This is a genomic window from Rhodococcus sp. 5G237, from assembly GCF_053764735.1.
Window position 1 is genome coordinate 377,827 of sequence record NZ_JBSNCD010000004.1, and the last position, 26,364, is coordinate 404,190.

Genomic DNA, 26,364 nt, shown 5'->3' on the forward strand with positions numbered 1-26,364 from the left:
GTTGGCCTTTCACATCCGCGACGAATCGAGTTTGACGGTCACGCATTTGACCTGACCGTAATGGTGCAGCGCCTCGACGCCTTTCTCGCGTCCGTAGCCACTGTTCTTCCATCCCCCGAAGGGGGTCTGCACGGAACCGGTGGACCAGGTGTTGACGAACACCTGCCCGGTGCGCAGACGTCCGCTCACGGCGAGTGCGCGGGAGACGTCGCGGGTCCACACCCCGGCGACGAGTCCGTAGTCGGAATCGTTCGCGATCTCCACGGCGTCGTCGGCGGTGCCGAAGGGGACGACGACGAGTACCGGTCCGAAGATCTCCTCCCGCGCGATCCGCATCGAGTTGTCCACCCCGGTATAGACGGTGGGTTCGACGAAGAAGCCGCCGGTCTCCTCGGCCACGGCGGAGACCTTCCCGCCCGCCTCGAGGCGCACACCCTCCGCCTCCGCGATCCCGAAGTACTGCTGCACCTTCTCGAACTGGGCCCGGGTGATGATCGGACCGATGTCGACGCCGACACGCAGTTCCGACACGCGATCGACCACGCGGCGGACGACCTCGTCGTGCACCTCCCGCTGCACGAGCAATCGTGTCCCGGCCGAGCACACCTGGCCGGCGTTGGCGGTGAACGCCTGCACCGCGCCGGCCACGGCAGCATCGAGATCCGCATCGGCGAACACGATGTTCGCCGACTTGCCTCCGAGCTCGAGGGTGACGGGCACGATCCGGTCGGCGGCGATCCCGCCGATGACCCGTCCCGTCGGCACCGATCCGGTGAAGGCCACCTTGGCCACGTCGGGGTGGTGGACGAGAGCGGCACCGGCCTCCCCACCGGTGCCCAGCACGACGCCGAGGACGCCGGGTGGGAAGCCCACCGCACTCGCGAGTTCCGCGAGGCGCACACTCGACGCCGAAGTGTTCTCGGACGGCTTGAGCACCACGGTGTTGCCCGCCGCGAGCGCGGGGGCGCACGCCCGCGCCGACTGGTTGAGCGGCAGATTCCACGGAGTGACCACGCCGATCACCCCGTAGGGTTCCCGCACCGTGTAGACGTGCTGGTCGGGGGCGATGTCGAGGGTCTCCCCCACCGGCATGCCCACGAGACCGCCGTAGAACTCGAAGTAGATCGCCGAGTTCTCCACCTCGGCCAGCGCGACCTTCTCGGGTTTCCCGGTCTCGCTGACCTCGAGTGCGGCGAGCCTCGGTGCGTCGGCCCGGATCGCGCGTGCAAGGTCGACGAGCAGCCGGCCGCGGTCGAGTGCGGGGATCCGCAGCCACTGCGCGCCCGCTGCGGAAGCAGCGCGCACGGCCGCACCGACGTCGATGGCATTGCCCCGGGCGATACGCCGGACGGGACGGCCGGTCGCGGGATCGGTGACGTCGAGGTAGTCGCCGCCGGACGGTGCCGTCGATGCCCCGTCGATCCAATGGTCGAGTGTCTCCACGATGTCACCTCCCGCCGGTGCTCTGGAGAGCACCGGTCATCGACGGCAGAGCGTCCGGTTCGAACATCGCCCGGCGTTGCCCCAGGAAGTCGTGCGGGTATCCGGCCGAGATCGCCGAGGCCTCCTCCAGCCGCGCCAGCTGGTCGTCGCTCAACTGCAGGGACAGTGCTCCGAGATTGTCGCGGAGCTGTTGGGCCGTGCGGGCACCGACCGACAGCAGCAGCCCCTGTCGACGCACCCAGGCGAGAGCCACCCGGGCGCTGGACGTGCCGAGTTCGTCGGCGATCTCCCGGGTCACCTTCACGATGCGTTGCATCCGGAGGGTGAGGGCGGTCAGGGATTCGTCCGTGTGGTCGCGGGCCAGTGCACCCCGCGCGAGCGGACTCCACGCATACACCGGGAGTCCGAGATGCTCTGCCATCGGCAGCAGTTCGCGTTCGGGTGTACGGGCCAGGAGGGAGTACTCGACCTGCAGGGCACAGAACGACGTCCAGCCACGCAGCTCGGCGATGGCGTTCGACCGGGAGATCACCCACGCCGGGGTGTTGGAGATCCCGATCGACAGCACCGTGCCCGCCCGTACGAGATCGTCGAGCGCACGCAGAGTTTCGGCTTCGGGTGTGCAGCGGTCCCACGCGTGGACCCAGAGCACGTCGAGATAGTCGGTGCCGAGTCGTCGCAGGCTCGTCTCCACACTCCGGCGCAGACTCTTCCGGTTGCTGCCGCCGGAGTTGGCGTCGCGGGGGTCGGTGGGGAGCGTGTACTTGGTGCTCACCACCACCGCGTCGCGTTCGGAGGCGATGAACCGGCCGAGCATCTCCTCGCTCGCCCCGTTCGTGTAGTTGTTCGCGGTGTCGACGAAGTTGCCTCCGGCCGCGCGGTATTCGTCGTAGACCGCGCGGGACTCGGTCTCGTCGGCGCCGAAGCCCCATTCGGTGCCGAAGGTCATCGCACCGAGGCACAGTTCGCTCACGCGGATACCGGACGAGCCGAGCACGCATTGCGCCATGATTTCGTCAGGCATCGTCGTCCACCACCCAGTTGACGAAGCGGTGCAGCGGGTACATGCCGTCGTGCGGGCTGCCCATGCTGCCCTTCAGCGCGCTGCCCAGGCGGACGATGCGCTGCACCCCGGCGGTGGCGAGCCGGTCGCGGATCTCGGCCTTGCGGTGGAACGGGTAGACACCGACTGTCTGGGTGGCCACGGTGGCGTAGGAGGCGGCCTCGTCGAGCGTCGAGATCGGCAGGACGTTGACGGTCTTGTTGGTCGGGTGGAAGTCCACCATCTCCGGCGAGCGCACCACGAGGCCGCTGCCGTCGGGCTTGCCCCACACCTTGTAATCCGGTTCGAGGAAGCGCATTCCCTCGACGGCGTCGCGGATCTCGGCGTCGGGCTTCGGTCCGACGGCCTCCGCGAAGTCGCGGTCCACGCCGAGTCGTTCGTGCAGCAGGGCACAGAACCGGTCGATCTGGTCGTCGTCGCCCTCCACGCAGATGTGCCGCGCCGCCAGGCACGCATCCTGGTTGAAGATCGTCGCATCGAGGGCCGCCAGTTCGGCGACCTCGCGCAGGGTCTCCTCGGATTCGAAGGCCTCGCGGCCGACGATCGACATCGACACCTTGGGGTCGAAGGAGATCAATTGGAAACCCGGTCCGGCATAGCGCGCGGCGTTCTCGATGGCCGAGCCACCACCCCACGCGACGAGCTTGTCGAAGTACTGGGAGCGGTAGAGGATGTTCTCGACCTTCTCGTCACCACCGCGCCAGTACACGGCGGACATCGACCGCAGTACCGGATGGCCGGGGGCGATGTCGGCCATGGTCCGCAGCACCGCGACGGTGGTGAACGGGTCGGCCGAGGGCATCTTGAACAGGTTGACGCCCTTGGTGAGTGCGGCGTCGGCGATGGTCGTCATCGCGGCGCTCGGCGAGTTCCCGGCCATCATGTGGACCAGGCGCGGCGGGAAGGCGCGGACGCGGCTGACGTTGCCGTTCGGGTCGGTGCGCTCGGCCCAGCCGTCGAGCACGTCGAGGCCGCCGAAGGTGCGTTCGAGCCGGTATTCGAGGGCCTGCCGGGTGAGGAACTGACCGGGCCGCGCGAAGGTGTTCTCGATGATGCGGCGCGGCAGGGCGCTCACCTGGACGGTCATCTCGAGGGATTCCTGGAGGTATTCGTTCTTCTCCAGGGTCAGGTACTGCGCGGTCTCGACGAGGAAGTCGATGATCTCGGAGATCGGCACGTCGAATGCCGGCCCGACCTCCGAGCGCGGCGCGAACAGACCGTTGTATTCGAGTTTCGGGGTGACGAAGGGGACGCCGAAGTCGCGGGAGAGGTATTCGCTGTCCTCACCCCAGACGATCTCGCCGCGGACGAAGTGGGGGACCTTGATGCGGGTACGGGCCGGTGCGGTGGTGGTCATGGCTCACTCTCCCGAGAGTCCGCGGACGTAGGCGTCCATCGTTCCGGCACAGGTGATCTTGTCGTCGTCACCGAGGTCGGAGTAGCGGACGATGTTCGGCAGCACGGTCTCGCCGGGCCGGCCGCACGGGCACGTTCCGAGGTCGACGGTGATCCGGTCGCCGGAGATCGTTCCGCCCCACCGGCCATCGACGGTGGTGTCGACGAAGGCCGCGCGTCCTTCGACGATGGCGCCCTCCGGTTCGGCGAGGGCGCTTCCGTCCTTGGTGAGGACGAACAGCACGATCTCGTCCGGCACGTGGTAGCGGCCCTCCTCGGGGCACTTGAACATGCGGTTGTTGAGTTCCTGCATCGAGTAGTAGTGCAGGAAGCGCTCCGGCACGATGTTGAGGAGCCGGTAGATCTGTTCCTGGTAGTCGGCGGGAAGGTTCGTGCCCTTCAGTCCGCCGCCGCTGGTGAGCGCGTTGTTGCCGGTGATGTCGCCGTCGCGGATGCCCTTCTCCCGCAGGATCTCGCAGAGCCGGAACAGTTGCGGGAACTGGGAACTGAAGAGGATGTCCTCGGACTTGTGCGCGATGATCTGGTCGGCGAAGTGGTGCAGTCGCCGATCCTGCTGGGCGGCGCGCTCGGCGGATTCGGCCTCGAAGCGTGCGATGTCGTCGGGGGCGGCGGTGCCGTCGGCCATCGCACGGCGCATGGCCGACAACTTGGCCATGTAACGGTGGAAGCCCCCGGCGGGCGCCCCCTCGAAAAGCGGAAGGGCGTCCGGGCGGGAGAACTCGCGGATGATCAGGTCGCGGACACCGTTGTGCTGGGTCTGGCCGGTCTCGGGACCGACCGGGATGACGTGCCAGCGCTTCTCCGGCGGCAGTCCGAGCGCGGTGAAGCAGTCGAGCAGATTCTGCTTGTTGACCTCGAGGTCGCGCTGGGACTTGTTGAGGAAGGAGCCCTTGCCGCTGGTCCCGCTCGAACTCGACACCATGTGGCCGGCCTTCTCGAGGGCGGCGATCCAGTCGTCGACGTCGGCGACCCCCGAGACGTCGACGTCGTCGACCGGGCGGCTCGACAGGGAACCGAGCCAGCGGTTCATCTGCTCCCACCGGCCCTTGGCGATGAGCATGTCGGGGTAGCTCTTGTAGGTGGTGTGGGGGAAGAGCAGAGGGATCATGTCCTCGCGCGAGCGGATCTCCTCGATGCCCTGGTCGGCGGCGCGCTGTGCGAGCACGGGGACCCGGTCGCGTCGTTGCTGGAAGTACGCGTTCAGCGTCGCGACGACGTCTTTCTGCAGGGTTGTTTCTGTCATCTGGTGTCCTCCGGCCCTCTGGATACGGAACGTCGATAACTTGACTGGGAGGTATAGATAAAGAATTGCTGCAACCATACCCATGGGGAAAGTTTTGTGTCCAGACCCGGAACGATTTGGCACACTTCCCTCATGACCCCGACCCGCAGCGAGCAGGACACACGACGCCGTGGCGGACGCCCCACCAGGGAGGAAGCGAGCCGGCTCGACGACGCGGTACGCGAGTCCGCCCTCCGGCTGTTCCTCGAGAACGGCTACGAGGGCACGACGATGAACGCCATCGCCGCGGCGGCCGGCACCACGAAACCGTCGCTCTACGCGCGTTTCCCGACCAAGGAGGACGTCTTCCGGTACGTCCTCGGCTGGGCCATGCAGCGCACCGACTGGCCCGCACCCGAACCGGAGATCCCCGACTACGACGATCTCGGGGACTCACTGACCGCCATCGCGGAGGCCGCCGTCCGGCGCGCCCTGGACCCGTCGATGATCAAGCTCCAGCAGGTCGCCATCGCCTACGCCTCGCGCTATCCGGACATCGCCCGGAAGGCCCTCGGCCCCGGTTACTGGCCGCGCAGGAAACAGGTCGCGGATCTGCTCCGCCGGCACGCCGCGACGGGGAGCATCGTCGCCGACGACCCCGACACGCTCGCGGAACTGTTCCTGGCGATGGCGTCGGGTGGTCCCGCGCGCCTGGCCTCGTTCGGGATCGTGCGCGGAGCGGAGGACGTCGACGCCCACGTGCGGGCCGTCGTCGATCTGTTCCTGCGCGGCCTTCGTCCGTGACCGATCGCGTTCGGACTACTGCGCGGCCCGGGCGATCTCGTCGAGCGCCGGGAGCACCACGTGCTCGCCGGCGGTCGGGACGTCCACGATCACACGTTCGACGGGCATGCCCCGGAACCGGTCGAGAACGTCGGCGAGATCCGGGCGGGGTGCCTGCAGGACGGTGACCCGGATGCCCGCGGGATCCCGGCCCACCCGCTCCCATTCCTCGGCGAGCCGTTTCAGATCGTCCTCGAGCCGGTCCACGACGTTGTGTCCCATCGGGATCCATCCGTCGGCCCACCGCGCGATCCGGCGGAACCCGACCCGGCCGGCTCGACACCCCAACAGCACGGGAGGATGCGGGTGCTGCGCGGGTTTCGGGCGCACCCGGCTCGGCGACAAGCGGACGTGGTTCCCCTCGTACGCCGCTTCGTCCTCGGTCCACAACGCCTTCATCAGGGCGATCTTCTCCTCGACGACCGCGTACTTGTCGCGCGGATCGAAGCCATGGTCCTCGAATTCGTCGTCGTTCCAGCCGAATCCGACACCGAGTACGAGACGACCTCCGGACAGGACGTCGAGGGTCGCCACGGCCTTCGCGTACGAGATGGGGTCGTGTCCGCCCGGCAGCGCCGTGCACGTCCCCACGGTCAGACTCGTCGATGCTGCGACGAACGACAGGCTCACCAGCGGATCCCACAATCCGAAATAGCGCTCGGGGACCTCCCCGCCGCCCGGGAACGGCGTGCGGCGCACAGAGGGGATGTGCGAATGTTCGGGCACGAAGATCGAGTCGAGACCCCGTTCCTCCGCAGCCCGCGCGAGGTCCACCGGCGGCACGGAATCCTCCGTTCCGCCGTAGTGGATCCCGACCCGCAGCGGTGGCGTCACACCGAATTCGTCGCGCGCGCGGCGAGCGAGGCGACCACACCGCCGTCGACGAGCACGTCGGTGCCGTTGACGAAGCTCGCCTCGTCGGACAACAGGAATGCGACGACGGCGGCGAGTTCCTCGGCACGGCCCGTGCGGCCGAGCGGCGTCGCCCGTACCATCTCGCCCATCGACTCGTTGTGGTCCGCCTCCTGCCGGCCCTGGGGAGTGTCGATGATGCCCGGCGACACCGAGCATGCGCGGGCACCGACCGCCCCGAGCCGCACGGCTTCGTCGCGTGCGAACTGCTGCACACCGTATTTCGCCCACGCATAGGCGACGCCGGGATGTTCGATCGCCTCCCCCACGACCTCCCGGAGACGGTCGAGGAAATCCTCGGCGAGCGGATCCGTGAGCACGGCGATCTCTTCCGGTGACGGTTGCATCCGCCCGATGTTCGGTGCCATCGAAGCGAAGTAGACCGACGCGGTGCCCGCGGTCGCAAGTGGACGGAGCGCTCGGGCGAGCCGTGCGGTCCCGACCAGGTCGACGGCGAAGATCCGTCGCCAGTCGGCCATGGTCGGCGAGATGCCCGCGGCGTGTGCGACCGATCGCAGGGTCCCGAGTTCCGTCACGCGCGCAGCCAGTCGTTCGAGTCCGTCGACGTCGGTGACGTCGAGGACGAACGGTTCGACCCGTGTCCGATCACCGTTCAACTCGTCGGCGGTGGCGCGGACGGTGTCGGCGTCCAGGTCGACGAGCAGCACGGTGTCGACCGTGCCGATCATGCGTTGCGCGCACGCGTATCCCATTCCGCGACCGGCTCCGGTCGCGATCCCCACCGTGGTCATGACATGCAGTCCTTTCGGATCATCAGGATGCCGCCCAGCACCGTGAGAGTCCGGATTCGGCGGTGCGGGTGACGAGTTCGACGAGTACGCCCCGTCGGCTGCGGGCGAATGCGAAGAACATACCGCCGTCCGGCAGCGCGCGGGTGGCCTCGACGACGAATCCTTCCTTCTCGAGAAGACGGCAGTCCGACTCGACGTCGTCCGACCAGTAGCCGAGGTGGTGGATACCGGAGGTCGCGGCCCACAGGGGTGTGTCGGGCACGGCCGAGACGATCTCGATCCGCGGTTCGGTGACCGAATAGGAGCACTGCAGATCGACGCTCCGGTCGCCGTCCGGCAGCGTCACGTCGACGGCTCCGCCCACCTGCGGTCCCCACTGGTAGCCGAGCAACGTCGAGAGTTCGTCCCGGGCGGCGCGCGGGTCGTCGGTGACGATCCCGAGGTGGAAGAGGTCTTCGGCCTTCATGTCTGCGCCTTTCGGATGTAGATGTTCCAATTGCTCTTCGGTCGTGTAAGAATGGGATTCTTGGTATCGAGATAGATATTCTCACCGATGGAAGGGAGGCGCAATGGCCTGGGACTTCGAAACCGAGCCCGAGTACCAGAAGAAGCTGGACTGGGCCGATGCGTTCGTGCGCGAGGAGGTCGAGCCTCTCGACCTCGTGTGGGAACACGAACAGTTCGTCCCTCTCGACGGACTCCGCCGCAAGGCCATCGACCCTCTCAAGGAGAAGGTTCGCGCAGAAGGTCTGTGGGCCACCCATCTCGGCCCCGAACTCGGCGGTCAGGGATACGGACAGCTGAAGCTCGCACTGCTCAACGAGATCCTCGGGCGCTCGTCGTGGGCACCGATCGTGTTCGGTTGCCAGGCACCCGATACCGGCAACGCCGAGATCATCGCCCATTTCGGCACCCCCGAGCAGAAGGAGCGCTACCTGCAGCCGCTGCTCGACGGCGAGGTGTTCTCCTCGTACTCGATGACCGAACCGCAGGGCGGTGCCGATCCCGCCCAGTTCCGGTGCCGCGCGGTCAAGGACGGCGACCACTGGGTCATCAACGGGTGGAAGTTCTTCTCCTCCAACGCCCGCACCGCCGAGTTCCTCATCGTCATGGTTGTGACGGATCCCGACGTCCCCGTGTACAAGGGCACGTCGATGTTCCTCGTCCCCACCGACACCCCGGGCGTGAACATCGTGCGCAACGTCGGCCTCTACGGCGAACCGCTGAACGAGGGCACCCACGCGCTGATCCACTACGACAACGTGCGTGTGCCCGCCGACGCGCTCCTCGGCGAGGAGGGCCAGGCGTTCGCCGCCGCGCAGGTGCGACTCGGTGGCGGTCGCATCCACCACGCGATGCGCACCATCGGCCTGGCCCAGAAGGCCCTGGACATGATGTGCGAACGCGCCCTCAGCCGCGAGACGGCCGGCAGCCGCCTCTCCGACAAGCAGGCCGTGCAGGGCTACATCGCCGACTCCTACGCACAGCTCGCACAGTTCCGTCTGTTCGTGCTCAACACCGCGTGGAAGATCGACAAGTACAACGACTACAAGAAGGTCCGCAAGGACATCGCGACAGCGAAGATCATCATGCCCACCGTGCTCCACGACATCGCGTGGCGCGCCATGCAGGTGCACGGTGCACTGGGCGTCACCAACGAGATGCCGTTCTTCAAGATGATCCACGGCGCAGCGGTGATGGGCCTGGCCGACGGGCCGACCGAAGTGCACAAGACCACCGTCGCCAAGCAGGTCCTCCGCGACTACAGCCCGGTCGACGACATGTGGCCCTCGGAGTGGATCCCGAAGAAGCAGGAAGAAGCCCGGAAGAAGTACGCCGACTACATCGAACTCGAAGTGGGGAACCTGTGATCGACACCGAGCGTCTCGCCGAATGGATGGACGAGCAGGGCCTGCCCGGCAAGGGCGCGCCGCTCGACGCGAAGTATCTCTCCGGCGGTACACAGAACGAGATCTACAAGCTCACGCGCGACGACTTCACGTGCGTCATCCGCATCCCTCCGACCGGCGCGCCGGTCGACCGCGACAGCGGGATCATGCGCGAGTGGCGGATCATCCAGGGACTGGCCGGAACCGACGTCCCGCACACGAAAGCCGTAGCCGCATGTGAGGACACGTCCGTTCTCGGCCGCTCCTTCTACCTCATGGGTCATGTCGACGGATGGTCGCCGATGGACCACCGCGGCACCTGGCCCGCGCCGTTCGACACCGATCTCGACGCTCGCGCCGGCCTGGCCTACCAGCTCGCCGAGGGCATCGCCCTGCTGTCGAAGGTGGACTGGAAGGCACAGGGCCTGGAGGATCTGGGACGTCCCGACGGTTTCCACGACCGGCAGGTGAGCCGGTGGACCCGCTTCTTCGAGCGGATCAAGGCCCGCGAGATCGAGGGCATGGACGTCGCGACGAAGTGGCTCGAGACCCATCGTCCGCTCGACTACATCCCCGGTCTGATGCACGGCGACTACCAGTTCGCCAACGTGATGTTCGAGCACGGCGCCCCCGCGAAGCTCGCGGCGCTCGTCGACTGGGAGATGGGTACCGTCGGCGATCCGAAGCTCGATCTCGGCTGGATGCTCATGAACTGGCCCGAGGATACGAGCGCGAACGAGGACAGCGCGGTCAGCTACGTCGACCTGACCGGGATGCCCGGTCGCGCGCAGATGCTCGCGCACTACGCCGAGGTCTCCGGCCGCCAGGTCGACGACATCGACTACTACCTGATCCTCGCCAAGTGGAAGCTCGCCATCGTCCTCGAACAGGGATTCCAGCGGGCCGGGGACGATCCCAAGTTGCAGTCGTACGGACCGGTCATTACCAGTCTCATGAAGTCGGCCGCCGATCTCGCCGAGTCGACGGACTACAAGGGCTGAAGGGGTCTGCGATGACGACTGTCGTGGAAGGGCTGGTGGAGGAACGGCACGGACCGGTGCTCGTCCTCCGCATCGATCGGCCCGAGGCGCGTAATGCCCTCAACGGAGCAGTACTCCGCGGAATCGGCGCTGCGGCCCTTCGGGCAGAAGCGGATCCGGAGATCCGGGCGATCGTGCTCACCGGCACGGGCGACCGGGCATTCTGTGCGGGCATGGACCTGCGAGCGTTCGCGGAAGGCGAGGACATCGGCACGGACTCCGACGAGGCCGCCGGATACGCCCGGCTGTCCAAGGGCGAACTCACCGTCCCGGTCGTCGGCGCCGCCAATGGCAGCGCTGTGGGCGGCGGGCTCGAACTCCTCCTCGGCGCCGACATCATCGTGGCGTCCTCCGAGGCGAAGTTCGGCCTGCCCGAGGTGAAGCGGGGTCTCTTCCCCGCCGGCGGCGGCACCGCCATCGGCACCCGCATCCCTGTCGGGGCGGCACTCGAGCTGACCCTGACGGGGGATCCGATCACGGCACAGCGCGGCTACGAACTCGGATTGATCAATGCCGTGGTGGCGCCCGATCAGGTCCTGGACACCGCACTCGACTACGCCCGGCGGATCGCGGCGAATGCCCCCCTCGGCCTGTCCGCGGTGAAGGAACTCGTCCGGCTCGCGCAGGCCGATCCCGAGCGCGCCGGCGAGCGACTCTCCCATTGGCAGTCGGTCGTCTTCACCAGCAACGACGCCAAGGAAGGCGCCACCGCGTTCATGGAGAAGCGGACGCCGGTCTGGCAGGGACAGTGACCGCCCCGGCAGAGCCGACGAGCACCGTGCGCGCCGTCGTCTGCACCGAATACGGGGAACCCGAATCCCTTCGGATGGAGTCGCGACCGTCGTCCCCGCTCGCCCCCGGTCACGTCCGGGTGCGCGTGGGGGCGGCGGCAGTCAACTTCCCCGACGTCCTCCTCGTGGCGAACAGGTACCAGATCAGCGTGCCGCCGCCCTTCGTTCCGGGCAGCGAGTACGCGGGCACGGTCGTCGAGGTCGCGGACGATGTGGACGGATTCTCGGTGGGCGATCGTGTCACCGGCACCGGGCTGGTCGGAGCGTTCGCCGACGAGGTGGTCGCTCCTACGAAGGCCCTGAAGAAGATCCCGGACGGGATCGACGACCGCACCGCCGCGTCCTTCGGGGTGGCGCACCGGACGGCCTATCACACGCTCCGGTCGGTGGCGCGGCTGCAGCCGGGAGAACGACTCGTCGTCCTCGGGGCCGGCGGGGGTGTCGGTCTGGCGGCCGTGCAACTCGGTGTGGCGCTGGGCGCTTCGGTCACGGCCGTCGCCTCGTCGGCCGACAAACTCGCGGTCGCGTCGTCCTACGGCGCCGCGCACACGATCGATCACCGGACGAGCGACCTGCGTTCGGCCCTGAAGGACGCGTTGCCGGAGGGGGCCGACGTCGTCGTCGATCCGGTGGGCGGCGAACTCTCGGAGCCGGCGCTCCGGTCGCTCGCCCGCGGTGGACGTTTCGTCACCATCGGGTACGCGTCCGGGTCGATCCCCCGGATCCCTCTGAATCTCGTTCTGGTCAAGGGCATCCGGATCATGGGTTTCCAGTTCCAGGATCTCGATCCGGAGGAGTACCGGCGGAACGAGGCCGAACTCGTGGACCTGCTCGTCTCGGGCACGGCGGTTCCGCACATCGGCGCGGACTATCCGCTCGAGGACGCCGCGCGGGCGCTTCGTCATGTCGCCGACGGACGAGCGGTCGGGAAGGTCGTCATCGACATGTCCCGCTGATCGTCCTCGCGCGACGAACCGATCCTTGCGCGCCCTACACGCCGGGCGAACCCCGATTCGACGCGCGAGGATCGGGAAGCGCGTCATTTGTGTTGCGGCGCTACGACTGTGGCCCGACCTCCGAGCAAGGAGACCGGGCCACAGTCGTCGTGGTGCTCAGGCCATGGAGACGAGGTTGCCGCGCATACGGAGCGTGTCGGCACCTCCGGTGAGGAACGATTCGGTGGCGGCGATCGCGGTCGCCGGTGCCGCGGCAGCGGCGAGGGCATGCGACTTGAAGACCTGGGCCGCGCGGCTCAGGCGATGCTGCAGCGGCACGATGCGCGAGTCGAGTTCGGAGGGGACGTTCTCGCCCCACAGCGCAACCGTGGTGGGACTGTCCGACATCGCCTCGAGCACACCGTTGCGGATCCGCTCGTCGGACGCATAGAGATCGGCGGCGACGGCGACCATGTCGGGCATGGGACCGTAGGGTGCAGAACTCAGAGCGGACTCGAGGTCGACCGCCTTGGTCGCGCCGAGGATCTCGAACGGACGCAGATCGGAACTCTGCGGAACGACGACCACCACTTCCCAGCCTGCCGCAACCTGGTCGTACAGCCAGCCGCCGGTGTACCGGACGGCGTCCGCGACCTTGGGCGCGACGACGGCGACCCTTCGTCTCAGGATGTGGCGGCGGGCATGAGCTGTTGCTCGAGCGACTGTATGTAGTCCTCGAATATTGCGGTCAGTGGGAGCGAACGATCGAGCAGCCATGAGGTTTCCATTCCATTCAGGAAAGCGACGATCTCCACCGCTTTGACGGCTGGGTCCACATCCGTTCGATATCGCCCGGCGTGTTGTCCACGCCGGATGCCGGCTTCGACCGCGTCGAGAGCCGCTTGATACCGCCCGAGTAGGCGATCGTGCAGAGGGGCATCCGGTTCCAGGTTCTCGATGAGAAGTACCGCATACATTCCGACCAGTTCGGGCGACTCCTCGAAACGCTTCGGGAGTTTCCTGAGCTGATCGACGAGATCTCCCGTCCGATCCACACGAGCGTTGTCGTCGTTGTCGCGGGCGTCGAGCACCGCGTGCAACAACTGCTCCTTCGACTCGAAGTGATGCAACAACCCTGCCGGGGTCAATCCTGCTTCCCGGGCGATCTGGGCGAGGCTTGTGCTCCGCCACCCGTTCCGCGCCAGAAACCGCTGGGCAACGCTGAGAATCAGCTCCCTGCGATCCTCACCTCTGGCGAGGAGAGTGTCGTATGCACGCTGGGACAAGAGCCCTCACTTGGTCGAAGAAGAACAACCTACTGAACGCACATTAGGTCATTTTCCCGAATGTGACAAGGGTCTCATCACATATATGTTTCGCACTGGATCACACGAGTTCGACGACGGTCGCGTTCGCGGTCCCGCCGCCCTCGCACATCGTCTGGAGACCGAAGCGAATGCCCTGATCACGCATGTGATGAATCATCCGGGTCATCAGCACCGCACCCGAACCGCCGAGCGGATGACCGAGCGCGATCGCCCCACCGAGCGGATTCAGCTTCTCCGGATCCGCGCCCGTCTCGGCCAGCCACGCCAGCGGCACGGACGCGAATGCCTCGTTGACCTCGAAGACACCGATGTCTCCCAACGCGATGCCGGCCTTCGCGAGGGCCTTCTCCGTCGCGGGGATGGGTCCGGTCAGCATGAGGACGGGATCGGCTCCGGCGACGACACCTGCCCGGTACCGGACCAGCGGAGTGAGCCCGAGCTCGCGGGCCTTCTCCGGCGTCGTCACGAGCAGCGCTGCCGCACCGTCGGAGATCTGCGACGAATTACCGGCGTGGATGACGCCGTCCTCGGCGAAGGCGGGCTTCAGACCGGCCAGCTTCTCGACGGTCGATCCCCGCCGCACTCCTTCGTCCACCGACACCACGCCCGCCTCGGTGGGCACCGGGACGATCTGCGCGTCGAACGCACCGCGGTCCAGCGCAGCGGCGGCCCGCTCGTGCGAGAGCACCGAGAACTCGTCGAGACGCGTCCGGGAGAAACCCCACTTCTGAGCGATCTTCTCGGCAGAGATGCCCTGGTTGAACGAGAACCCGTCGTACCGGGCCAGCGCCTTCGGTCCGTACGGCTGACCCGACGCCCGCGCCGAGCCCAGCGGCACACGGCTCATCACCTCGACACCACCTGCGACGACGACGTCCTGCTGACCGGACATCACCGCCTGCGCCGCGAAGTCGAGTGCCTGCTGGCTCGACCCGCACGCGCGGTTGATCGTCGTACCCGGGATCGATTCGGGCCAGCCGGCCGCGAGGACCGAGTACCGGCCGATGTTGCTCGACTGGTCTCCCACCTGCGAGACACAGCCCCATACGACGTCGTCGACGACCGCCGGATCGATACCCGCGCGCTCGGCGAGGGCCTGCAGGACGTGCGCCGACAGATCCGCCGGATGCTCGCCCGCCAGTCCCCCGTTGCGCTTGCCGACCGGCGTGCGGACGGCCTCGACGATGACTGCTTCACGCATGTACTTCTTCTCCACTCGTAGTCTGCGGTTCCGGAGTCTGTGTTTCCGGGTTCAGTGCCCACCGGCCGGTGAAGCGGACCTCACGCTTCTCGGCGAAGGCCCGGAACGCCTCAGGGGCGTCGACGGTTCCGAAGTTGACCGCCTGGGCACGCGCTTCACCGGCGAGAGAATCCCGCAGGCCGCGGTCGACGGCTTCGTTGAGCAATGCCTTGGTCTGTGCCAGGGCGACGGGCGGCCCGGCCGACAGCCGAGCGCAGAGATCGTCGACGAACGCGTCGATGCCCTCCTCGGATTCGATCCAGGTCACCAACCCCAGCCGGTGCGCCTCGTCGGCGTCGATGGCCTCGGCCAGCAACGCGAGTCGTTTCGCCTGTTGCAGACCGACGAGCCTCGGCAGCAGCCATGTACCGCCGAGATCGGGTGACAGTCCCCGCTTGGCGAAGATCTGCGAGAAGGTCGAGCGCGGTGTCGCGACCACCAGATCGCATCCGAGCGCCAGGTTCCAGCCGGCCCCGTAGGCGACGCCGTCGACCTTCGCAACGGTGGGAACGGGCAGTTCGTGGAGCAGCAACGCGACGTCCGTCAGTTTGCGTAGCTTGCGCAAGGGATGTGCGACACCCGGATTGGCGATGTCGGCACCGGAACAGAACGCACCGGAAGCTCCGGTGACGACGAGGACACGCACGTCCGGGTCGTCGGCGGTGTCGACGAGCACGTCGTGCAGCGCCTGCCAGAGCGGACCGTCGATCGCGTTCTTGCGACGCGGCCGGTTCAACGCGAGGGTCCGGACCCCGTCGCGGTCGTCGACGAGAAGGGAATCGGTGCTCATTCGGCCGCCTCCGTACCCGGTGCGCGGTATGCGGGACCGATCGCGCCGGTCTCGCGCAGCTGCGCGATCTCGGTGCGGGTGATCCCGAAGTCCTGCAGCACCGCGTCGGTGTGCTCGCCGAGCCCCGGCACCGCCCCCATGGGCAATTCGAAGCCCGCGACCACCGGTGGGGGAAGCAGCGCCTCGATCGGCCCGTTGGGGGTTGCGACCTCCCGCCAGCGATCCCGGGCCTGCAGCTGCGGATGCGCGATCACGTCGCTGGGCAGGTTGTACCGGGAGTTGCCGATACCGGCCTCGTCGGCGATCTTCTGGATGTGCGCGAGGGGGTGCAGGGCGCACCACTGCGCGATCGCCTCGTCGAGCACGGCGCGATGTTCGCAGCGACCGGCATTGGAGCGGAATCGCTCGTCGTCGGCCAGATCGTCGCGTTCGATGATCTCCCGTGCGAGTCGCTGCCATTCCCGGTCGTTGGTGGTGCCGAGCACGACGACCTGGTCGTCGGCGGTGCGGTACGACCCGTACGGCGAGACGGCGGGCGACGACATGCCCAGCGGTTGCTGGTTCACCCCGGAATAGCGTGTGTAGGTCAGCGGATATCCCATGAGCTCGGTCATCGTGTCGAACAGGCTCACCGACACCTTCGACAGGCTGCCGCCGCGACCGCGGTGCCGTTCCTTGCCGCACAGCAGGGCGAGGATCGACACGGCCGAGTACAGGCCGGTGGTGATGTCCGCGACGGGCGGCCCGGGTTTCGCCGGCATGCCGGGATGACCGGTGACCGCGCACGCCCCCGATTCCGCCTGGATCAGAAGGTCGTAGGCGCGTTTGTGCGAGAGCGGACCACCGGGACCGTAACCGTCGATCTCGACCGAGATCAGTTCGGGATAGAGCTCCTCGAGCCGGTCGGGTGACAGTCCGAGCCGCGCGGTCGCGCCCGGCGCCAGATTCGACACCAGCACGTCGGAGCGGGCGAGGATCCGGTGCAGCACCGCGATCCCGTCGTCCGACTTCAGGTCGAGTGTCACCGATTCCTTGCCGCGGTTGGCCCATACGAAATGTGCTGCCATGCCACCGACGACGTCGTCGTAGTCGCGCGCGAAGTCACCACCGCGGGGGTTCTCGATCTTGATGACCCGCGCACCGAAATCGGCGAGCGTCCGCGTGCACATCGGTGCCGACACGGCCTGCTCGAGGGTGACGACGGTGACGCCCGCGAGCGGGCCGTCCGAGCCCACAGAACCTGTTGTCACCGTCTCGGTCATCACATCACCATGCCACCGTCGACCGGCAACACCTGCCCGGTGACGAACGATGCCGCGTCGGTGGCCAGGAAGACGAACGCTCCGGCAACCTCCTCCGGGGATGCCCAGCGACGCAGCGGAATACGATTGAGCATGTTGGCGGCGAACTTCTCGTTGGTGCGGATCGTCTCCGTCATGGGAGTCGCGGCGAGCGGGGCCAGCGCGTTGACGAGGATGTTCTTGCGGGCCAGCTCGCGGGCGAGCGACTTGGTGATGCCGATGATCCCCGCTTTGGCCGCGGAGTAGTTCACCTGCCCGAGCGTGCCGGTGATGCCCGCCGAGGAGGTCACGTTGATGATGCGTCCCTTGCCGTCGGTGGCGAGGAAGGGCAGTGCCGCCTGCGAGCAGTTGAAGGCGCCGAGCACGTGGATGTCGTGGATGCGCTGGAACGAGTCGACGGTGGTGTCGGCGAACATCGCCGGGTCGGTGACACCGGCGTTGTTGACGAGGATGTGGAGCACGCCCTCGGTCAGACCGGCGGCACGCGCCATCGCGGCGTCGGCCGCCTCCCGGTCGCGGACGTCGAGCGCGGCGCTGTCGGCCTTACCACCGTTCACCGAGATCCGTTCGGCAACAGCGGCTGCGGCGTCGCCGTTCACATCGGTGACGAGCACGGCCGCACCGGCGGCCGCGAGGGCTTCGGCGACGGCCGAGCCGATACCGCCGGCCGCGCCGGTCACCACGGCCGACCGCCCGGTGAGATCGAAGAGAGAATTGTTCACGGCCATCAGTAGCTCCTCGGCAGTCCCAGAGTGTGTGAGCTCAGGAAATTCAGGATCATCTCCTGGCTGATCGGTGCAATGCGCATGACGCGCGCTTCGCGGAAGTACCGCGAGACGTTGTACTCCTCCGAGTAGCCCATGCCGCCGTGCGTCTGCAGCGCACGGTCGGCAGCGGTGAATCCCGCATCGGCACAGAGGTATTTGGCGGTGTTGGCTTCCCGTCCGCACGGCTTGCCGTTGTCGTAGAGCCAGGTCGCCTTGCGCAGGACGAGTTCGGCGGCATCGAGGTGGGCGAGCGAATCGGCGAGGGGGAACTGGATTCCCTGGTTCATGCCGATCGGGCGGCCGAAGACTTCGCGTTCGTTGCCGTACCTGACCGCCTTGTCGAGCGCCACGCGACCGATGCCGAGGGCCTCGGCGGCGATGAGCATGCGCTCGGGGTTGAGGCCGTCGAGCAGATACTCGAAACCCTTCCCCTCCTCACCCACGCGGTCCTCCACCGGCACCCGCAGGTCGTCGATGAACAGCTCGTTCGACGTGACGGCGTTGCGCCCCATCTTGCGGATCGGGCGGATGTCGACGCGGCTGCGGTCGAGATCGGTGAGGAACAACGTCATGCCGTCGGTCTTCTTCTGCACCTCGTCGTACCGCTGGGTACGGGTCAGCAGCAGGATCTTCTCGGATTCCTGCGCCTTCGAGATCCACACCTTGCGGCCGTTGACGACGTAGTGGTCGCCGTCCCGCCGGGCGAAGGTGGTGATCCGCGAGGTGTCGAGGCCTGCTCCGGGCTCGGTGACACCGAAGCAGACGTGCAGGTCGCCGCTGACGATGCGCGGCAGGGTGCGGGCCTTGAGCTCGTCGGAACCGTGCTTGACGACCGGCTGCATGCCGAAGATGTTGAGGTGAATCGAGCTCGCGGCGTTCATGCCGCCGCCCGAACGCGCGACCTCCTCGAGCAACAGGGTGGCCTCGGTGATGCCGTATCCGTGCCCGCCGTACTCCTCGGGCATGGTGATACCGAGCCAACCACCGTCGGCCATGGCCTTGTAGAACTCCGAGGGGAACTCGTGGGCGAGGTCCTTCTCCATCCAGTACTGGTCGTCGAACCTCTTCGTCAGTTCGGCCACCGACTTGCGGATGAGCTCCTGATCCTCGCTGAGTTCGAAACTCATTCCGCTCATCGTCGGCACCGCCGGCCCTGCGGGCGGGGCTGCACGTCATCGAGGTTCATGGGGGGTCCCTTTCGTGTCGGTCAGTCGGAGGCGGGAAGCGGCTTCGCGGCCTTGAGAGTCATGGGGATACCGCCGTAGCCGAGTTCCCCGGGCCCCGAGGAGGTGCACAGCACCTCGACCGTGTCGTCCGCGTCGACGTAGCGCTTGCCGAGAACGGTGACGGCGTCGCCGGCCGACGGTTCGGGTCGGCCCGGCGGCGCCGGAATCATCGGGGCGCCACCGCATGTGAGTTCCTGTGCGTTCTCCGCAGGGGCGCGGACGACGACGACCCTCGTGGAGCCTTCGGCGGCGGCGAGCTGCACTCCTGGACGAAGTGGTGCGGGTGTGGTCACGGCGTACCTCTCTTTCGATCGCTCGACGGCGAGCGCGACCCCGGGTGGCTCGTGCGATGAAAACTATCCTCTCTTTTGAGGAGAATCAACCTTCGCGACGCGCCGCCCACAAGAGGAGGAGGCTCGTAGATCTCATGCATCCACCGGCAGCGTGGAGCGACAGCCGCTCCGCGCGCGAGCTTCCCACCAGCAGAAACGGGACATTTCTCGCGGAACGTTGACTATCCGGCGCGGACGTGGAAATCTATCGATCAGAAATGAGAATGCAATTCTCTCGAACAGGGAGGAGGTTGATGTGGCACTGCTATCCCCGCTGCCGGCGGAACTCTGGGACGAGGACGTCGACGCAGCACTGAAAGGTCTTATGCCCCGGCACATGAGGAATCCGGAGCAGGCCGGCACCGCGATGGCGACGCTCGTCCACCATCCGGAGTTGACCAAGGCCTTTCTCGGCTTCAGCGTGCATCTTCTGTTCCGATCCACACTCCCGGCCAGGCTGCGCGAACTCGTGATCCTGCGGGTCGCCGCACTGCACGACTGCTCGTACGAGCGGGAGCACCACATCGAGATCGCGCGCACCGAGGCCGGCCTCACGCCGGACGAGATCGCCGCGGCCGTCGACGGGTCGGCCGAGGATCCGTTCGAGCAGCGCCTGCTCGACTCCGTTCGGGAGTTGACCGAGACCTCGCGCATGTCCGAGGAGACCTGGACAGCGCTCTCGGAGCATCTCACCACCAAACAACTGATGGACCTCATCTTCACCGTGGGTGGCTACAGCCTGATGGCCATGGCCTACAACACCTTCGGTATCGAGTTCGAAGACGAAAGGTAGAACCTTGCCCCACTTCACCAAGCCGGCCGAGGGAAGCTGGACCGAGCACTATCCCGAACTCGGCACCGCACCCGTCGACTACACCGACTCCATCGATCCCGCCTTCTTCGAGGCGGAGCGCGAGGCGATCTTCAAGCGCACGTGGCTCTACATGGGTCGCGTCGAGCAGCTGCCGCGCGTCGGCAGCTACTTCACCAAGGAGATCCCGTCGGCCGGGCCCGGCACCTCGCTGGTCATCGTCAAGGGCAACGACGGCGTCATCCGCGCGTTCCACAACGTGTGCCGCCACCGCGGAAACAAGCTGGTGTGGAACGACTTCCCCAACGAGGAGACCGCCGGTAGCTGCAAGCAGTTCACCTGCAAGTACCACGCCTGGCGCTACAGCCTCGAGGGCGATCTGACCTTCGTGCAGCAGGAGGGCGAGTTCTTCGATCTCGACAAGAAGGACTTCGGACTCAAGGCGGTTCGCTGCGAGACGTGGGAAGGGTTCATCTACATCAACCTCGACGACGACGCAGCTCCGCTCGTCGACTACCTCGGCGACTTCGCCAAGGGTCTCGAAGGCTACCCCTTCGACAAGATGACCGAGGTCTACAGCTACCGCTCTGAGATCAACGCGAACTGGAAACTGTTCATCGACGCCTTCGCCGAGTTCTACCACGCACCGATCCTGCACATGAAGCAGGCGGTCAAGGACGAGGCCGAGAAGCTCGCCGGCTACGGCTACGAGGCGCTGCACTACGAGATCAAGTCGCCGCACTCGATGATCTCCTCGTGGGGCGGCATGGCCCCGCCCAAGGACCCGAACATGGTCAAGCCCATCGAGCGCGTCCTGCGTTCGGGTCTCTTCGGCCCGTGGGACGTTCCGGACATCGAGGGCCTGGCCGAGGATCAGCTGCCTCCGGCGGTCAACCCCACCAAGTTCCACAGCTGGGGCCAGGACAGCTTCGAGTTCTTCCCGAACATGACGCTGCTCATCTGGAAGCCGGGCTGGTACCTCACCTACACCTACTGGCCCACCGCCGTCGACAAGCACATCTTCGAGACGAGCCTGTACTTCGTCCCGCCGAAGAACGCTCGCGACCGCCTCGCGCAGGAACTCGCCGCGGTGACTTTCAAGGAGTACGCGCTCCAGGACGCGAACACCCTCGAAGCGACCCAGACCATGATCGGCACCCGCGCAGTGACCGATTTCCCACTCAACGACCAGGAAATCCTCCTGCGCCACCTCCACAAGACCGTCGCCGATTACGTCAAGGAGTACCAGAAGTGACGACTCTGCCCACCGAATTCGCCGACCTCGAACCGTATGCCGACTGGGCTCTGGCCACCGAGCCCGAGCGCTACGCCAAGCGGCTGGCGTCGAGCATGCCCGAGATGCAGCAGTTCTACGACGCCGCCTTCGGCCGACTCGAGGACGCCATCACCTACCTCGACAAGTTCGATCTGGACGACCTCGACGACGATGCCCGCGCGCTCATGCACCTGATGCAGTCGCTCGTGATGGTCTCGTTCCCCGTCGAGGTCTGGAAGCAGCCCCGCGTGCCGGACAGTGGCGCCGCCTGGGTCACCATCACCAAGGAACCGGTGGTGTGATGCCACCCGTCGGGACACTCCGGCGATGAGCACACCTCGCGCCCGTACCCGAACCCTCCGGGGTTCGAGTACGGGCGCGTTGTGGTTTCTTCGGTTCCACGCCGTCCGTATTTCAAGATCGAACACAGTTGGTCGATTGTCGTCACGTGATCGATCACAAGTCCGATATGCACTAAAGATCCCCTCGCGCCGGACTTTCCGACCCATGGTTGGATGTGCGGGCGAGACACGGCTTCGAGCGCGGGACGGCCGCGGGGCGAGGTCGAACTCTGCACCAGCCCACAGCCTGCCCCGGGAGGAAACATGACCGACATCGAGACGAAGAACTTCTTCACCGATCCGGATCTCGTCGAGGACCCGTACCCCTATTACGACGCCCTGCGCGAGGGATGCCCGGTCAGGCGCGAACCCCACCACAACGTCATGATGGTCACCGGCTACGAGGAGGCGATCCAGGTCCTGAGCGACGAGCAGACCTTCTCGTCGTGCATCTCGGTGACCGGCCCGTTCTCCGGCCTTCCGGCCTGCCCCGAGAGCGACGACATCACCGACTTCATCGAGGAGCACCGTCCCTCGCTGCCGATGAACGACCAGCTCCCCACCATGGATCCCCCGCAGCACACCGACCATCGCGGCCTGCTGATGCGGCTCATCACTCCCAAGCGCCTCAAGGAGAACGAGGCCTTCATCGAGCGCATCGCCGACCGCCTCCTCGACGACCTGCTCGCCCGGGGCGAAGGCGACTACATCACCGGTTTCGCTGCGCCGTTCGCGATGCTCGTCATCGCCGACCTGCTGGGCGTGCCGGAGAGCGACCACCAGGAGTTCATCGAGGGCCTGAACATCCAGGTGGAGAAGGGCTTCTCGCTCGGCAGCACCGAGGGTGAGGCACTGAAGCTCAACCCGCTCGAGTTCCTGTACAAGAAGTTCGGCCAGTACATCGAGGACCGCCGCGCGAACCCCACCGACGACGTGCTGACGGGCCTCGCCACCGCGACCTTCCCCGACGGAACCCTGCCGCCCGTCGACGACGTCCTGCGCATCGCCGCGAACGTGTTCTCCGCCGGCCAGGAGACCACCGTGCGCCTGCTGAGCTCCGCGCTGCGGATCATCGCCGAGCAGCCCGAACTCCAGAAGACCCTGCGCAGCGAGCCCGACCGCATCCCGAACTTCATCGAGGAGACGTTGCGTTTCGAAAGCCCCATCAAGGGCGACTTCCGGCTCGCGAAGACCCCCACCACCATCGGCGGGGTCGACGTCTCGGCCGGCACCATCATGATGCTGGTCAACGGTGCCGCCAACCGCGACCCGCGTCAGTTCTCCGATCCGAACGACTTCGACATCGACCGCCGCAACGCCCGCACCCACATCGCGTTCGGCCGCGGCGTGCACTCGTGCCCCGGCGCCCCGCTCGCCCGCACGGAAGGGCGCGTGGGCATCCAGCGCCTGCTCGAGCGCACCAGCGAGATCCGGATCTCCGAGAAGGTGCACGGCCCCGAGGACGACCGGAAGTTCGGTTACCTGCCGACCTTCATCCTGCGCGGCCTGCTCGCGTTGCACCTCGAGTACGCGCCGGTGGAAGGTGAGTCGAAGTGAAGGTTTTCGTCGACGACGACGCCTGCCGCGGACACGGTGTCTGCCTCGCCGCCTGCCCGGAGGTCTTCGACCTGAGCGACGGCGGGTACGCGGTCACCCTCGTGTCCGAGGTCCCGGCCGAGCACGAGGAATCCGTGCGGGAGGCCGCAGCGGGTTGCCCCGAAAGGGCGATCCGGCTCGACTGAGTCACGATCGAAGCCGAACACGGGCGTCGGCCCGGACCGAAAGGTTCGGGCCGACGCCCTTTTTCGTTTCACTCACCGAGGGTCGATTGACGCCGTCCGGGGTTGTATGAAAACCTCATAATCAAGATAGAGAGTGACATTCTCACGATGTGTCGCTCTCCGATGAAAGGACGAGCGATGCTGACCCTGAAGGCAGCCGGAATGCTCGACGTCGACACGGGCGAGATCGTCCGTCCGGGAATCATCCGCGTCGACGGCGAACGCATCGCCGGAGTGGGCGGAACCCCGGAAGGGGACGTCATCGACCTCGGCGACCTGATCCTCATGCCCGGCCTGATGGACATGGAGGTCAACCTCCTCATGGGTGGACGCGGCGAGAAGCCCGTCTATTCGACGGTCCAGGACGACCCGCCCCTGCGCATGCTACGTGCCGTCGGAAACGCCCGCCGCACCCTGCGCGCGGGATTCACCACCGTCCGCAATCTCGGACTGTTCGTCAAGACCGGCGGATACCTCCTCGACGTGGCCCTCGGAACGGCCATCGACAAGGGCTGGGTGGACGGCCCGCGCGTCGTCCCCGCCGGTCACGCCATCACCCCCACCGGCGGACACCTCGATCCGACGATGTTCGCGGCGTTCGCGCCCGGCGTCCTCGACCTCACGATCGAGGAGGGCATCGCCAACGGCGTCGACGAGGTCCGCAAGGCGGTGCGCTACCAGATCAAGCACGGCGCCCAGCTCATCAAGGTGTGCGTATCGGGCGGCGTCATGTCGATGACCGGATCCGCAGGTGCCCAGCACTATTCGGACGAAGAGCTGCGCGCGATCGTCGACGAGGCCCACCGTCGCGGCATGAAGGTCGCCTCGCACACGCACGGCGCCGAAGCCGTGCGACACGCGATCGAAGCCGGAATCGACTGCATCGAACACGGATTCCTCATCGACGACGACACCATCGACCTCATGGTCGAGCGCGGAACATGGCTCGTGCCCACCACCCGTCTCGCCGACGCGATGGACACCTCCCACGCGCCGCCGGAGCTGCAGGCCAAGGCCGCCGAGATGTTCCCCAAGGCACGCACCTCGGTGCTCGCCGCATACAAGGCCGGGGTGAAGATCGCGGTCGGCACCGACGCGCCGGCCATCCCCCACGGCAAGAACGCCGACGAGATCGTTGCCCTCGTCGACCGCGGAATCCCTCCCCTCGCGGTGATCCAGGCCGCCACGATCAATGCGGCAGAACTCATCGGCGTCGACGACCGCGGTCGCCTCGCCGAAGGTCTGCTCGCCGACATCATCGCCGTCCCCGGCGATCCCACCGAAGACATCACCGTCACCCAGAACGTGCGGTTCGTGATGAAAGGCGGAAAGGTCTATGTCCACAACTGACCGTTCGATCACCGACGACCTCGTCGAGATCAACCAGCTGCTCGCCCGCTACGCGGTGAACATGACGAAGAACGACGTCGAAGGCGTCGTCTCGGTGTTCACCCCCGACGGCACCTACAGTGCCTTCGGCGACGCGTTCCCCCTCGACCGGTTCCCCGAGCTCGTCGCGGCCGCACCGAAGGGCCTGTTCATGACGGGCACGGCCCTCATCGACATCGACGGCGACACCGCGACCGGCACCCAGCCGCTGTGCTTCGTCGAACATTCCACGCACGACATGCGGATCGGCTACTACAACGACACCTACGTCCGCACGGCCGACGGCTGGCGTCTGCGCACCCGCGCGATGACCTTCATCCGCCGCAGCGGAACCCACGACTCCGGCATCCCCCACGCCTTCGAACCGGCATGAACGTCACCGAATTCAGGACCGCCGTCCGAGCCTGGCTCGACGAGAACGATCTGACCCCCGGACCGGATCACTCGTTCGACGCGCAGGTCGAACAGCTCGCCCGCGTGCGGCGGGAACTCTACGACGCGGGCTGGATGCGCTACGGCTGGCCCGAGGAGGTCGGCGGACTCGGCGGCGAGGCCGTCCTGCGTGCCGTGCTCGGCGAGGAGGTCGCGACCCGCGACCTCGCCGAGCCGGGCATCTATTCGATGATCGAGGTGCTCGCGCCCACCATGATCTCCTACGCACGGCCCGAACTCGCCGCGGAGATGGTGCCGAAACTGCTCCGCGGCGAGGAACAGTGGTGCCAGGGCTTTTCGGAGCCCGGCTCGGGCAGCGACCTCGCGTCGCTGTCCACCCGGGCCGAGCAACGCGGTGACGAATGGGTGATCAACGGGCAGAAGGTCTGGACGTCGCTCGCCCAGTTCGCCTCCCGCTGCGTGCTGCTCACCCGTACCGCGCCGGGGCACAAGGGCATCACCGCCTTCTTCGTCGACATGGACACCCCGGGCATCACCGTCCGGCCGCTGCGCACGATGCACGGCGTCGACGAATTCGCCGAGGTGTACTTCGACGACGTCGTCGTGCCGGCCGACCGTATGCTGGGCAATCCCGGCGACGGCTGGAAGCTCGCGATGGATCTGCTGCCGCACGAACGGTCGACATGCTTCTGGCATCGCATCGCCTACCTGTTCACCCGGTTGGATCGCCTTGTGGACGAGACCGATTCGACGGCCGACGACGAACTCGGCGCGGCCTACCTCGCGCTGCACACCGTGCGGTGCCGGTCGCTCGCCACCCAGCAGCGACTCGCGTCGGGCGCGTCGCTCGGCCCCGAGACCTCCGTCGACAAGATCCTCCTCGCGACCGCCGAACAGCAGTTGTTCGACACCGCACGGGATCTGCTTCCCGGCGTGCTCGAACTGTCCGACACCGAATGGCGGACCGAATTCCTGTATTCCCGTGCGGCGACGATCTACGGCGGCACCGCCGAGATCCAACGCAACATCGTCGCGCGCCGACTTCTCGATCTGGGGGCGGAGTGACGACCTACAGCACTGCAC

Annotated in this window: 28 protein-coding genes; 13 read left to right on the top strand and 15 right to left on the bottom strand. The window is 66.9% G+C overall.

Annotation, left to right across the window (positions count from 1 at the left end; all coding sequences use genetic code 11):
* Positions 1-9: 9 nt before the first annotated feature.
* Genes ACWPOC_RS11175 through ACWPOC_RS11190 form a run of 4 tightly spaced genes read right to left on the bottom strand, consistent with a single transcriptional unit; the run spans position 10 to position 5,165 of the window.
* Positions 10-1,446 (bottom strand): aldehyde dehydrogenase family protein, encoded by a 1,437-nt coding sequence (locus ACWPOC_RS11175; protein ID WP_372466050.1) that lies wholly within the window; start codon positions 1,444-1,446, stop codon positions 10-12.
* A 1-nt stretch (position 1,447) separates the two neighbouring features.
* Positions 1,448-2,467, bottom strand: a complete 1,020-nt coding sequence (locus tag ACWPOC_RS11180) for an aldo/keto reductase (RefSeq protein WP_229579653.1) — start codon at positions 2,465-2,467, stop codon at positions 1,448-1,450.
* Positions 2,460-3,863 (bottom strand): acyl-CoA reductase, encoded by a 1,404-nt coding sequence (locus ACWPOC_RS11185; RefSeq protein ID WP_016692301.1) that lies wholly within the window; start codon positions 3,861-3,863, stop codon positions 2,460-2,462. Before ACWPOC_RS11185 ends, ACWPOC_RS11180 begins: the two co-directional genes overlap by 8 nt.
* A 3-nt stretch (positions 3,864-3,866) precedes the next feature.
* Positions 3,867-5,165: a hypothetical protein gene (locus ACWPOC_RS11190; protein WP_120280509.1), complete on the bottom strand. Its 1,299-nt coding sequence runs from the start codon at positions 5,163-5,165 to the stop codon at positions 3,867-3,869.
* A gap of 132 nt (positions 5,166-5,297) precedes the next feature.
* Between ACWPOC_RS11190 and ACWPOC_RS11195 the strand changes: the two genes are divergently transcribed.
* Positions 5,298-5,948, top strand: coding sequence for a TetR/AcrR family transcriptional regulator (locus ACWPOC_RS11195; RefSeq protein ID WP_120280510.1), 651 nt, complete (start codon positions 5,298-5,300; stop codon positions 5,946-5,948).
* A 15-nt stretch (positions 5,949-5,963) separates the two neighbouring features.
* On the opposite strand, the gene ACWPOC_RS11200 is transcribed toward ACWPOC_RS11195, so the two are convergent.
* The 3 genes from ACWPOC_RS11200 to ACWPOC_RS11210 are packed head-to-tail and all read right to left on the bottom strand — an operon-like array spanning position 5,964 to position 8,117.
* A complete protein-coding gene (locus ACWPOC_RS11200) occupies positions 5,964-6,821 on the bottom strand; it encodes an LLM class F420-dependent oxidoreductase (protein ID WP_220659975.1) in 858 nt (285 codons plus the stop codon).
* A complete protein-coding gene (locus ACWPOC_RS11205) occupies positions 6,818-7,651 on the bottom strand; it encodes an SDR family oxidoreductase (RefSeq protein ID WP_120280511.1) in 834 nt (277 codons plus the stop codon). Before ACWPOC_RS11205 ends, ACWPOC_RS11200 begins: the two co-directional genes overlap by 4 nt.
* 22 nt (positions 7,652-7,673) lie before the next feature.
* The gene (locus ACWPOC_RS11210) at positions 7,674-8,117 is read right to left on the bottom strand and encodes a VOC family protein (RefSeq protein WP_120280512.1); all 444 of its coding nucleotides are present in this window, start codon (positions 8,115-8,117) and stop codon (positions 7,674-7,676) included.
* 103 nt (positions 8,118-8,220) lie between these two features.
* Between ACWPOC_RS11210 and ACWPOC_RS11215 the strand changes: the two genes are divergently transcribed.
* From ACWPOC_RS11215 to ACWPOC_RS11230, 4 genes are read left to right on the top strand one after another with little or no spacing between them, the layout of a single operon-like run.
* The gene (locus ACWPOC_RS11215) at positions 8,221-9,522 is read left to right on the top strand and encodes an acyl-CoA dehydrogenase family protein (protein WP_059384044.1); all 1,302 of its coding nucleotides are present in this window, start codon (positions 8,221-8,223) and stop codon (positions 9,520-9,522) included.
* On the top strand, positions 9,519-10,541 hold the full coding sequence (locus ACWPOC_RS11220) for a phosphotransferase family protein (protein WP_225623654.1): 1,023 nt from the start codon (positions 9,519-9,521) through the stop codon (positions 10,539-10,541). Before ACWPOC_RS11215 ends, ACWPOC_RS11220 begins: the two co-directional genes overlap by 4 nt.
* An 11-nt stretch (positions 10,542-10,552) precedes the next feature.
* Positions 10,553-11,332, top strand: coding sequence for an enoyl-CoA hydratase-related protein (locus ACWPOC_RS11225; RefSeq protein ID WP_120280513.1), 780 nt, complete (start codon positions 10,553-10,555; stop codon positions 11,330-11,332).
* A 26-nt stretch (positions 11,333-11,358) separates the two neighbouring features.
* Positions 11,359-12,327, top strand: coding sequence for an NADPH:quinone oxidoreductase family protein (locus ACWPOC_RS11230; RefSeq protein WP_120283715.1), 969 nt, complete (start codon positions 11,359-11,361; stop codon positions 12,325-12,327).
* Between the two features lie 156 nt (positions 12,328-12,483).
* Here the strand turns inward: ACWPOC_RS11230 and ACWPOC_RS11235 are convergent, their stop codons facing one another.
* The 8 genes from ACWPOC_RS11235 to ACWPOC_RS11270 all read right to left on the bottom strand — a co-directional run bounded on the left by ACWPOC_RS11235 (position 12,484) and on the right by ACWPOC_RS11270 (position 19,251).
* Positions 12,484-12,894 (bottom strand): hypothetical protein, encoded by a 411-nt coding sequence (locus ACWPOC_RS11235; protein WP_338109881.1) that lies wholly within the window; start codon positions 12,892-12,894, stop codon positions 12,484-12,486.
* 95 nt (positions 12,895-12,989) lie between these two features.
* On the bottom strand, positions 12,990-13,592 hold the full coding sequence (locus ACWPOC_RS11240) for a TetR/AcrR family transcriptional regulator (protein WP_120280514.1): 603 nt from the start codon (positions 13,590-13,592) through the stop codon (positions 12,990-12,992).
* Between the two features lie 100 nt (positions 13,593-13,692).
* On the bottom strand, positions 13,693-14,835 hold the full coding sequence (locus ACWPOC_RS11245; RefSeq protein WP_120280515.1) for a thiolase family protein: 1,143 nt from the start codon (positions 14,833-14,835) through the stop codon (positions 13,693-13,695).
* A complete protein-coding gene (locus ACWPOC_RS11250; RefSeq protein ID WP_120280516.1) occupies positions 14,828-15,664 on the bottom strand; it encodes an enoyl-CoA hydratase-related protein in 837 nt (278 codons plus the stop codon). Before ACWPOC_RS11250 ends, ACWPOC_RS11245 begins: the two co-directional genes overlap by 8 nt.
* A complete protein-coding gene (locus ACWPOC_RS11255; RefSeq protein ID WP_455408635.1) occupies positions 15,661-16,926 on the bottom strand; it encodes a CaiB/BaiF CoA transferase family protein in 1,266 nt (421 codons plus the stop codon). Before ACWPOC_RS11255 ends, ACWPOC_RS11250 begins: the two co-directional genes overlap by 4 nt.
* Complete coding sequence (locus tag ACWPOC_RS11260) at positions 16,926-17,693, bottom strand: SDR family NAD(P)-dependent oxidoreductase (protein ID WP_059384039.1); 768 nt, start codon at positions 17,691-17,693, stop codon at positions 16,926-16,928. Before ACWPOC_RS11260 ends, ACWPOC_RS11255 begins: the two co-directional genes overlap by 1 nt.
* Entirely contained in the window at positions 17,693-18,859 is a 1,167-nt protein-coding gene (locus ACWPOC_RS11265; RefSeq protein ID WP_085470198.1) for an acyl-CoA dehydrogenase family protein, read from the bottom strand. Before ACWPOC_RS11265 ends, ACWPOC_RS11260 begins: the two co-directional genes overlap by 1 nt.
* Before the next feature lie 80 nt (positions 18,860-18,939).
* A complete protein-coding gene (locus tag ACWPOC_RS11270; protein WP_059384038.1) occupies positions 18,940-19,251 on the bottom strand; it encodes a hypothetical protein in 312 nt (103 codons plus the stop codon).
* Between the two features lie 295 nt (positions 19,252-19,546).
* Between ACWPOC_RS11270 and ACWPOC_RS11275 the strand changes: the two genes are divergently transcribed.
* From ACWPOC_RS11275 to ACWPOC_RS11310, 8 genes are all read left to right on the top strand, one after another.
* A complete protein-coding gene (locus ACWPOC_RS11275) occupies positions 19,547-20,083 on the top strand; it encodes a carboxymuconolactone decarboxylase family protein (RefSeq protein WP_159417420.1) in 537 nt (178 codons plus the stop codon).
* A gap of 4 nt (positions 20,084-20,087) precedes the next feature.
* On the top strand, positions 20,088-21,356 hold the full coding sequence (locus ACWPOC_RS11280) for an aromatic ring-hydroxylating oxygenase subunit alpha (protein WP_120280520.1): 1,269 nt from the start codon (positions 20,088-20,090) through the stop codon (positions 21,354-21,356).
* Positions 21,353-21,679 (top strand): hypothetical protein, encoded by a 327-nt coding sequence (locus ACWPOC_RS11285; protein WP_059384037.1) that lies wholly within the window; start codon positions 21,353-21,355, stop codon positions 21,677-21,679. Before ACWPOC_RS11280 ends, ACWPOC_RS11285 begins: the two co-directional genes overlap by 4 nt.
* 303 nt (positions 21,680-21,982) lie before the next feature.
* On the top strand, positions 21,983-23,275 hold the full coding sequence (locus ACWPOC_RS11290) for a cytochrome P450 (RefSeq protein WP_229582819.1): 1,293 nt from the start codon (positions 21,983-21,985) through the stop codon (positions 23,273-23,275).
* Entirely contained in the window at positions 23,272-23,460 is a 189-nt protein-coding gene (locus ACWPOC_RS11295) for a ferredoxin (protein WP_059384035.1), read from the top strand. Before ACWPOC_RS11290 ends, ACWPOC_RS11295 begins: the two co-directional genes overlap by 4 nt.
* 177 nt (positions 23,461-23,637) lie before the next feature.
* Positions 23,638-24,849 (top strand): amidohydrolase family protein, encoded by a 1,212-nt coding sequence (locus ACWPOC_RS11300; protein WP_455408636.1) that lies wholly within the window; start codon positions 23,638-23,640, stop codon positions 24,847-24,849.
* Positions 24,836-25,261 carry a nuclear transport factor 2 family protein gene (locus tag ACWPOC_RS11305; protein ID WP_060650211.1) on the top strand — a complete coding sequence of 142 codons (426 nt, stop codon included), beginning with the start codon at positions 24,836-24,838 and terminating at the stop codon, positions 25,259-25,261. Before ACWPOC_RS11300 ends, ACWPOC_RS11305 begins: the two co-directional genes overlap by 14 nt.
* Positions 25,258-26,346 (top strand): acyl-CoA dehydrogenase family protein, encoded by a 1,089-nt coding sequence (locus ACWPOC_RS11310; RefSeq protein WP_120280522.1) that lies wholly within the window; start codon positions 25,258-25,260, stop codon positions 26,344-26,346. The genes ACWPOC_RS11305 and ACWPOC_RS11310 overlap by 4 nt, the downstream gene beginning before the upstream one ends.
* Positions 26,347-26,364: the final 18 nt, after the last annotated feature.

Coding starts and splice junctions, on each gene's coding strand:
- ACWPOC_RS11185 (WP_016692301.1), bottom strand. CDS start 3,863: ATGACCACCACCGCACCGGCCCGTACCCGCATCAAGGTCCCCCACTTC.
- ACWPOC_RS11215 (WP_059384044.1), top strand. CDS start 8,221: ATGGCCTGGGACTTCGAAACCGAGCCCGAGTACCAGAAGAAGCTGGAC.
- ACWPOC_RS11290 (WP_229582819.1), top strand. CDS start 21,983: ATGACCGACATCGAGACGAAGAACTTCTTCACCGATCCGGATCTCGTC.
- ACWPOC_RS11205 (WP_120280511.1), bottom strand. CDS start 7,651: ATGACCACGGTGGGGATCGCGACCGGAGCCGGTCGCGGAATGGGATAC.
- ACWPOC_RS11255 (WP_455408635.1), bottom strand. CDS start 16,926: ATGACCGAGACGGTGACAACAGGTTCTGTGGGCTCGGACGGCCCGCTC.
- ACWPOC_RS11250 (WP_120280516.1), bottom strand. CDS start 15,664: ATGAGCACCGATTCCCTTCTCGTCGACGACCGCGACGGGGTCCGGACC.
- ACWPOC_RS11300 (WP_455408636.1), top strand. CDS start 23,638: ATGCTGACCCTGAAGGCAGCCGGAATGCTCGACGTCGACACGGGCGAG.
- ACWPOC_RS11190 (WP_120280509.1), bottom strand. CDS start 5,165: ATGACAGAAACAACCCTGCAGAAAGACGTCGTCGCGACGCTGAACGCG.
- ACWPOC_RS11210 (WP_120280512.1), bottom strand. CDS start 8,117: ATGAAGGCCGAAGACCTCTTCCACCTCGGGATCGTCACCGACGACCCG.
- ACWPOC_RS11180 (WP_229579653.1), bottom strand. CDS start 2,467: ATGCCTGACGAAATCATGGCGCAATGCGTGCTCGGCTCGTCCGGTATC.
- ACWPOC_RS11305 (WP_060650211.1), top strand. CDS start 24,836: ATGTCCACAACTGACCGTTCGATCACCGACGACCTCGTCGAGATCAAC.
- ACWPOC_RS11245 (WP_120280515.1), bottom strand. CDS start 14,835: ATGCGTGAAGCAGTCATCGTCGAGGCCGTCCGCACGCCGGTCGGCAAG.
- ACWPOC_RS11260 (WP_059384039.1), bottom strand. CDS start 17,693: ATGGCCGTGAACAATTCTCTCTTCGATCTCACCGGGCGGTCGGCCGTG.
- ACWPOC_RS11225 (WP_120280513.1), top strand. CDS start 10,553: ATGACGACTGTCGTGGAAGGGCTGGTGGAGGAACGGCACGGACCGGTG.
- ACWPOC_RS11265 (WP_085470198.1), bottom strand. CDS start 18,859: ATGAGTTTCGAACTCAGCGAGGATCAGGAGCTCATCCGCAAGTCGGTG.
- ACWPOC_RS11310 (WP_120280522.1), top strand. CDS start 25,258: ATGAACGTCACCGAATTCAGGACCGCCGTCCGAGCCTGGCTCGACGAG.
- ACWPOC_RS11195 (WP_120280510.1), top strand. CDS start 5,298: ATGACCCCGACCCGCAGCGAGCAGGACACACGACGCCGTGGCGGACGC.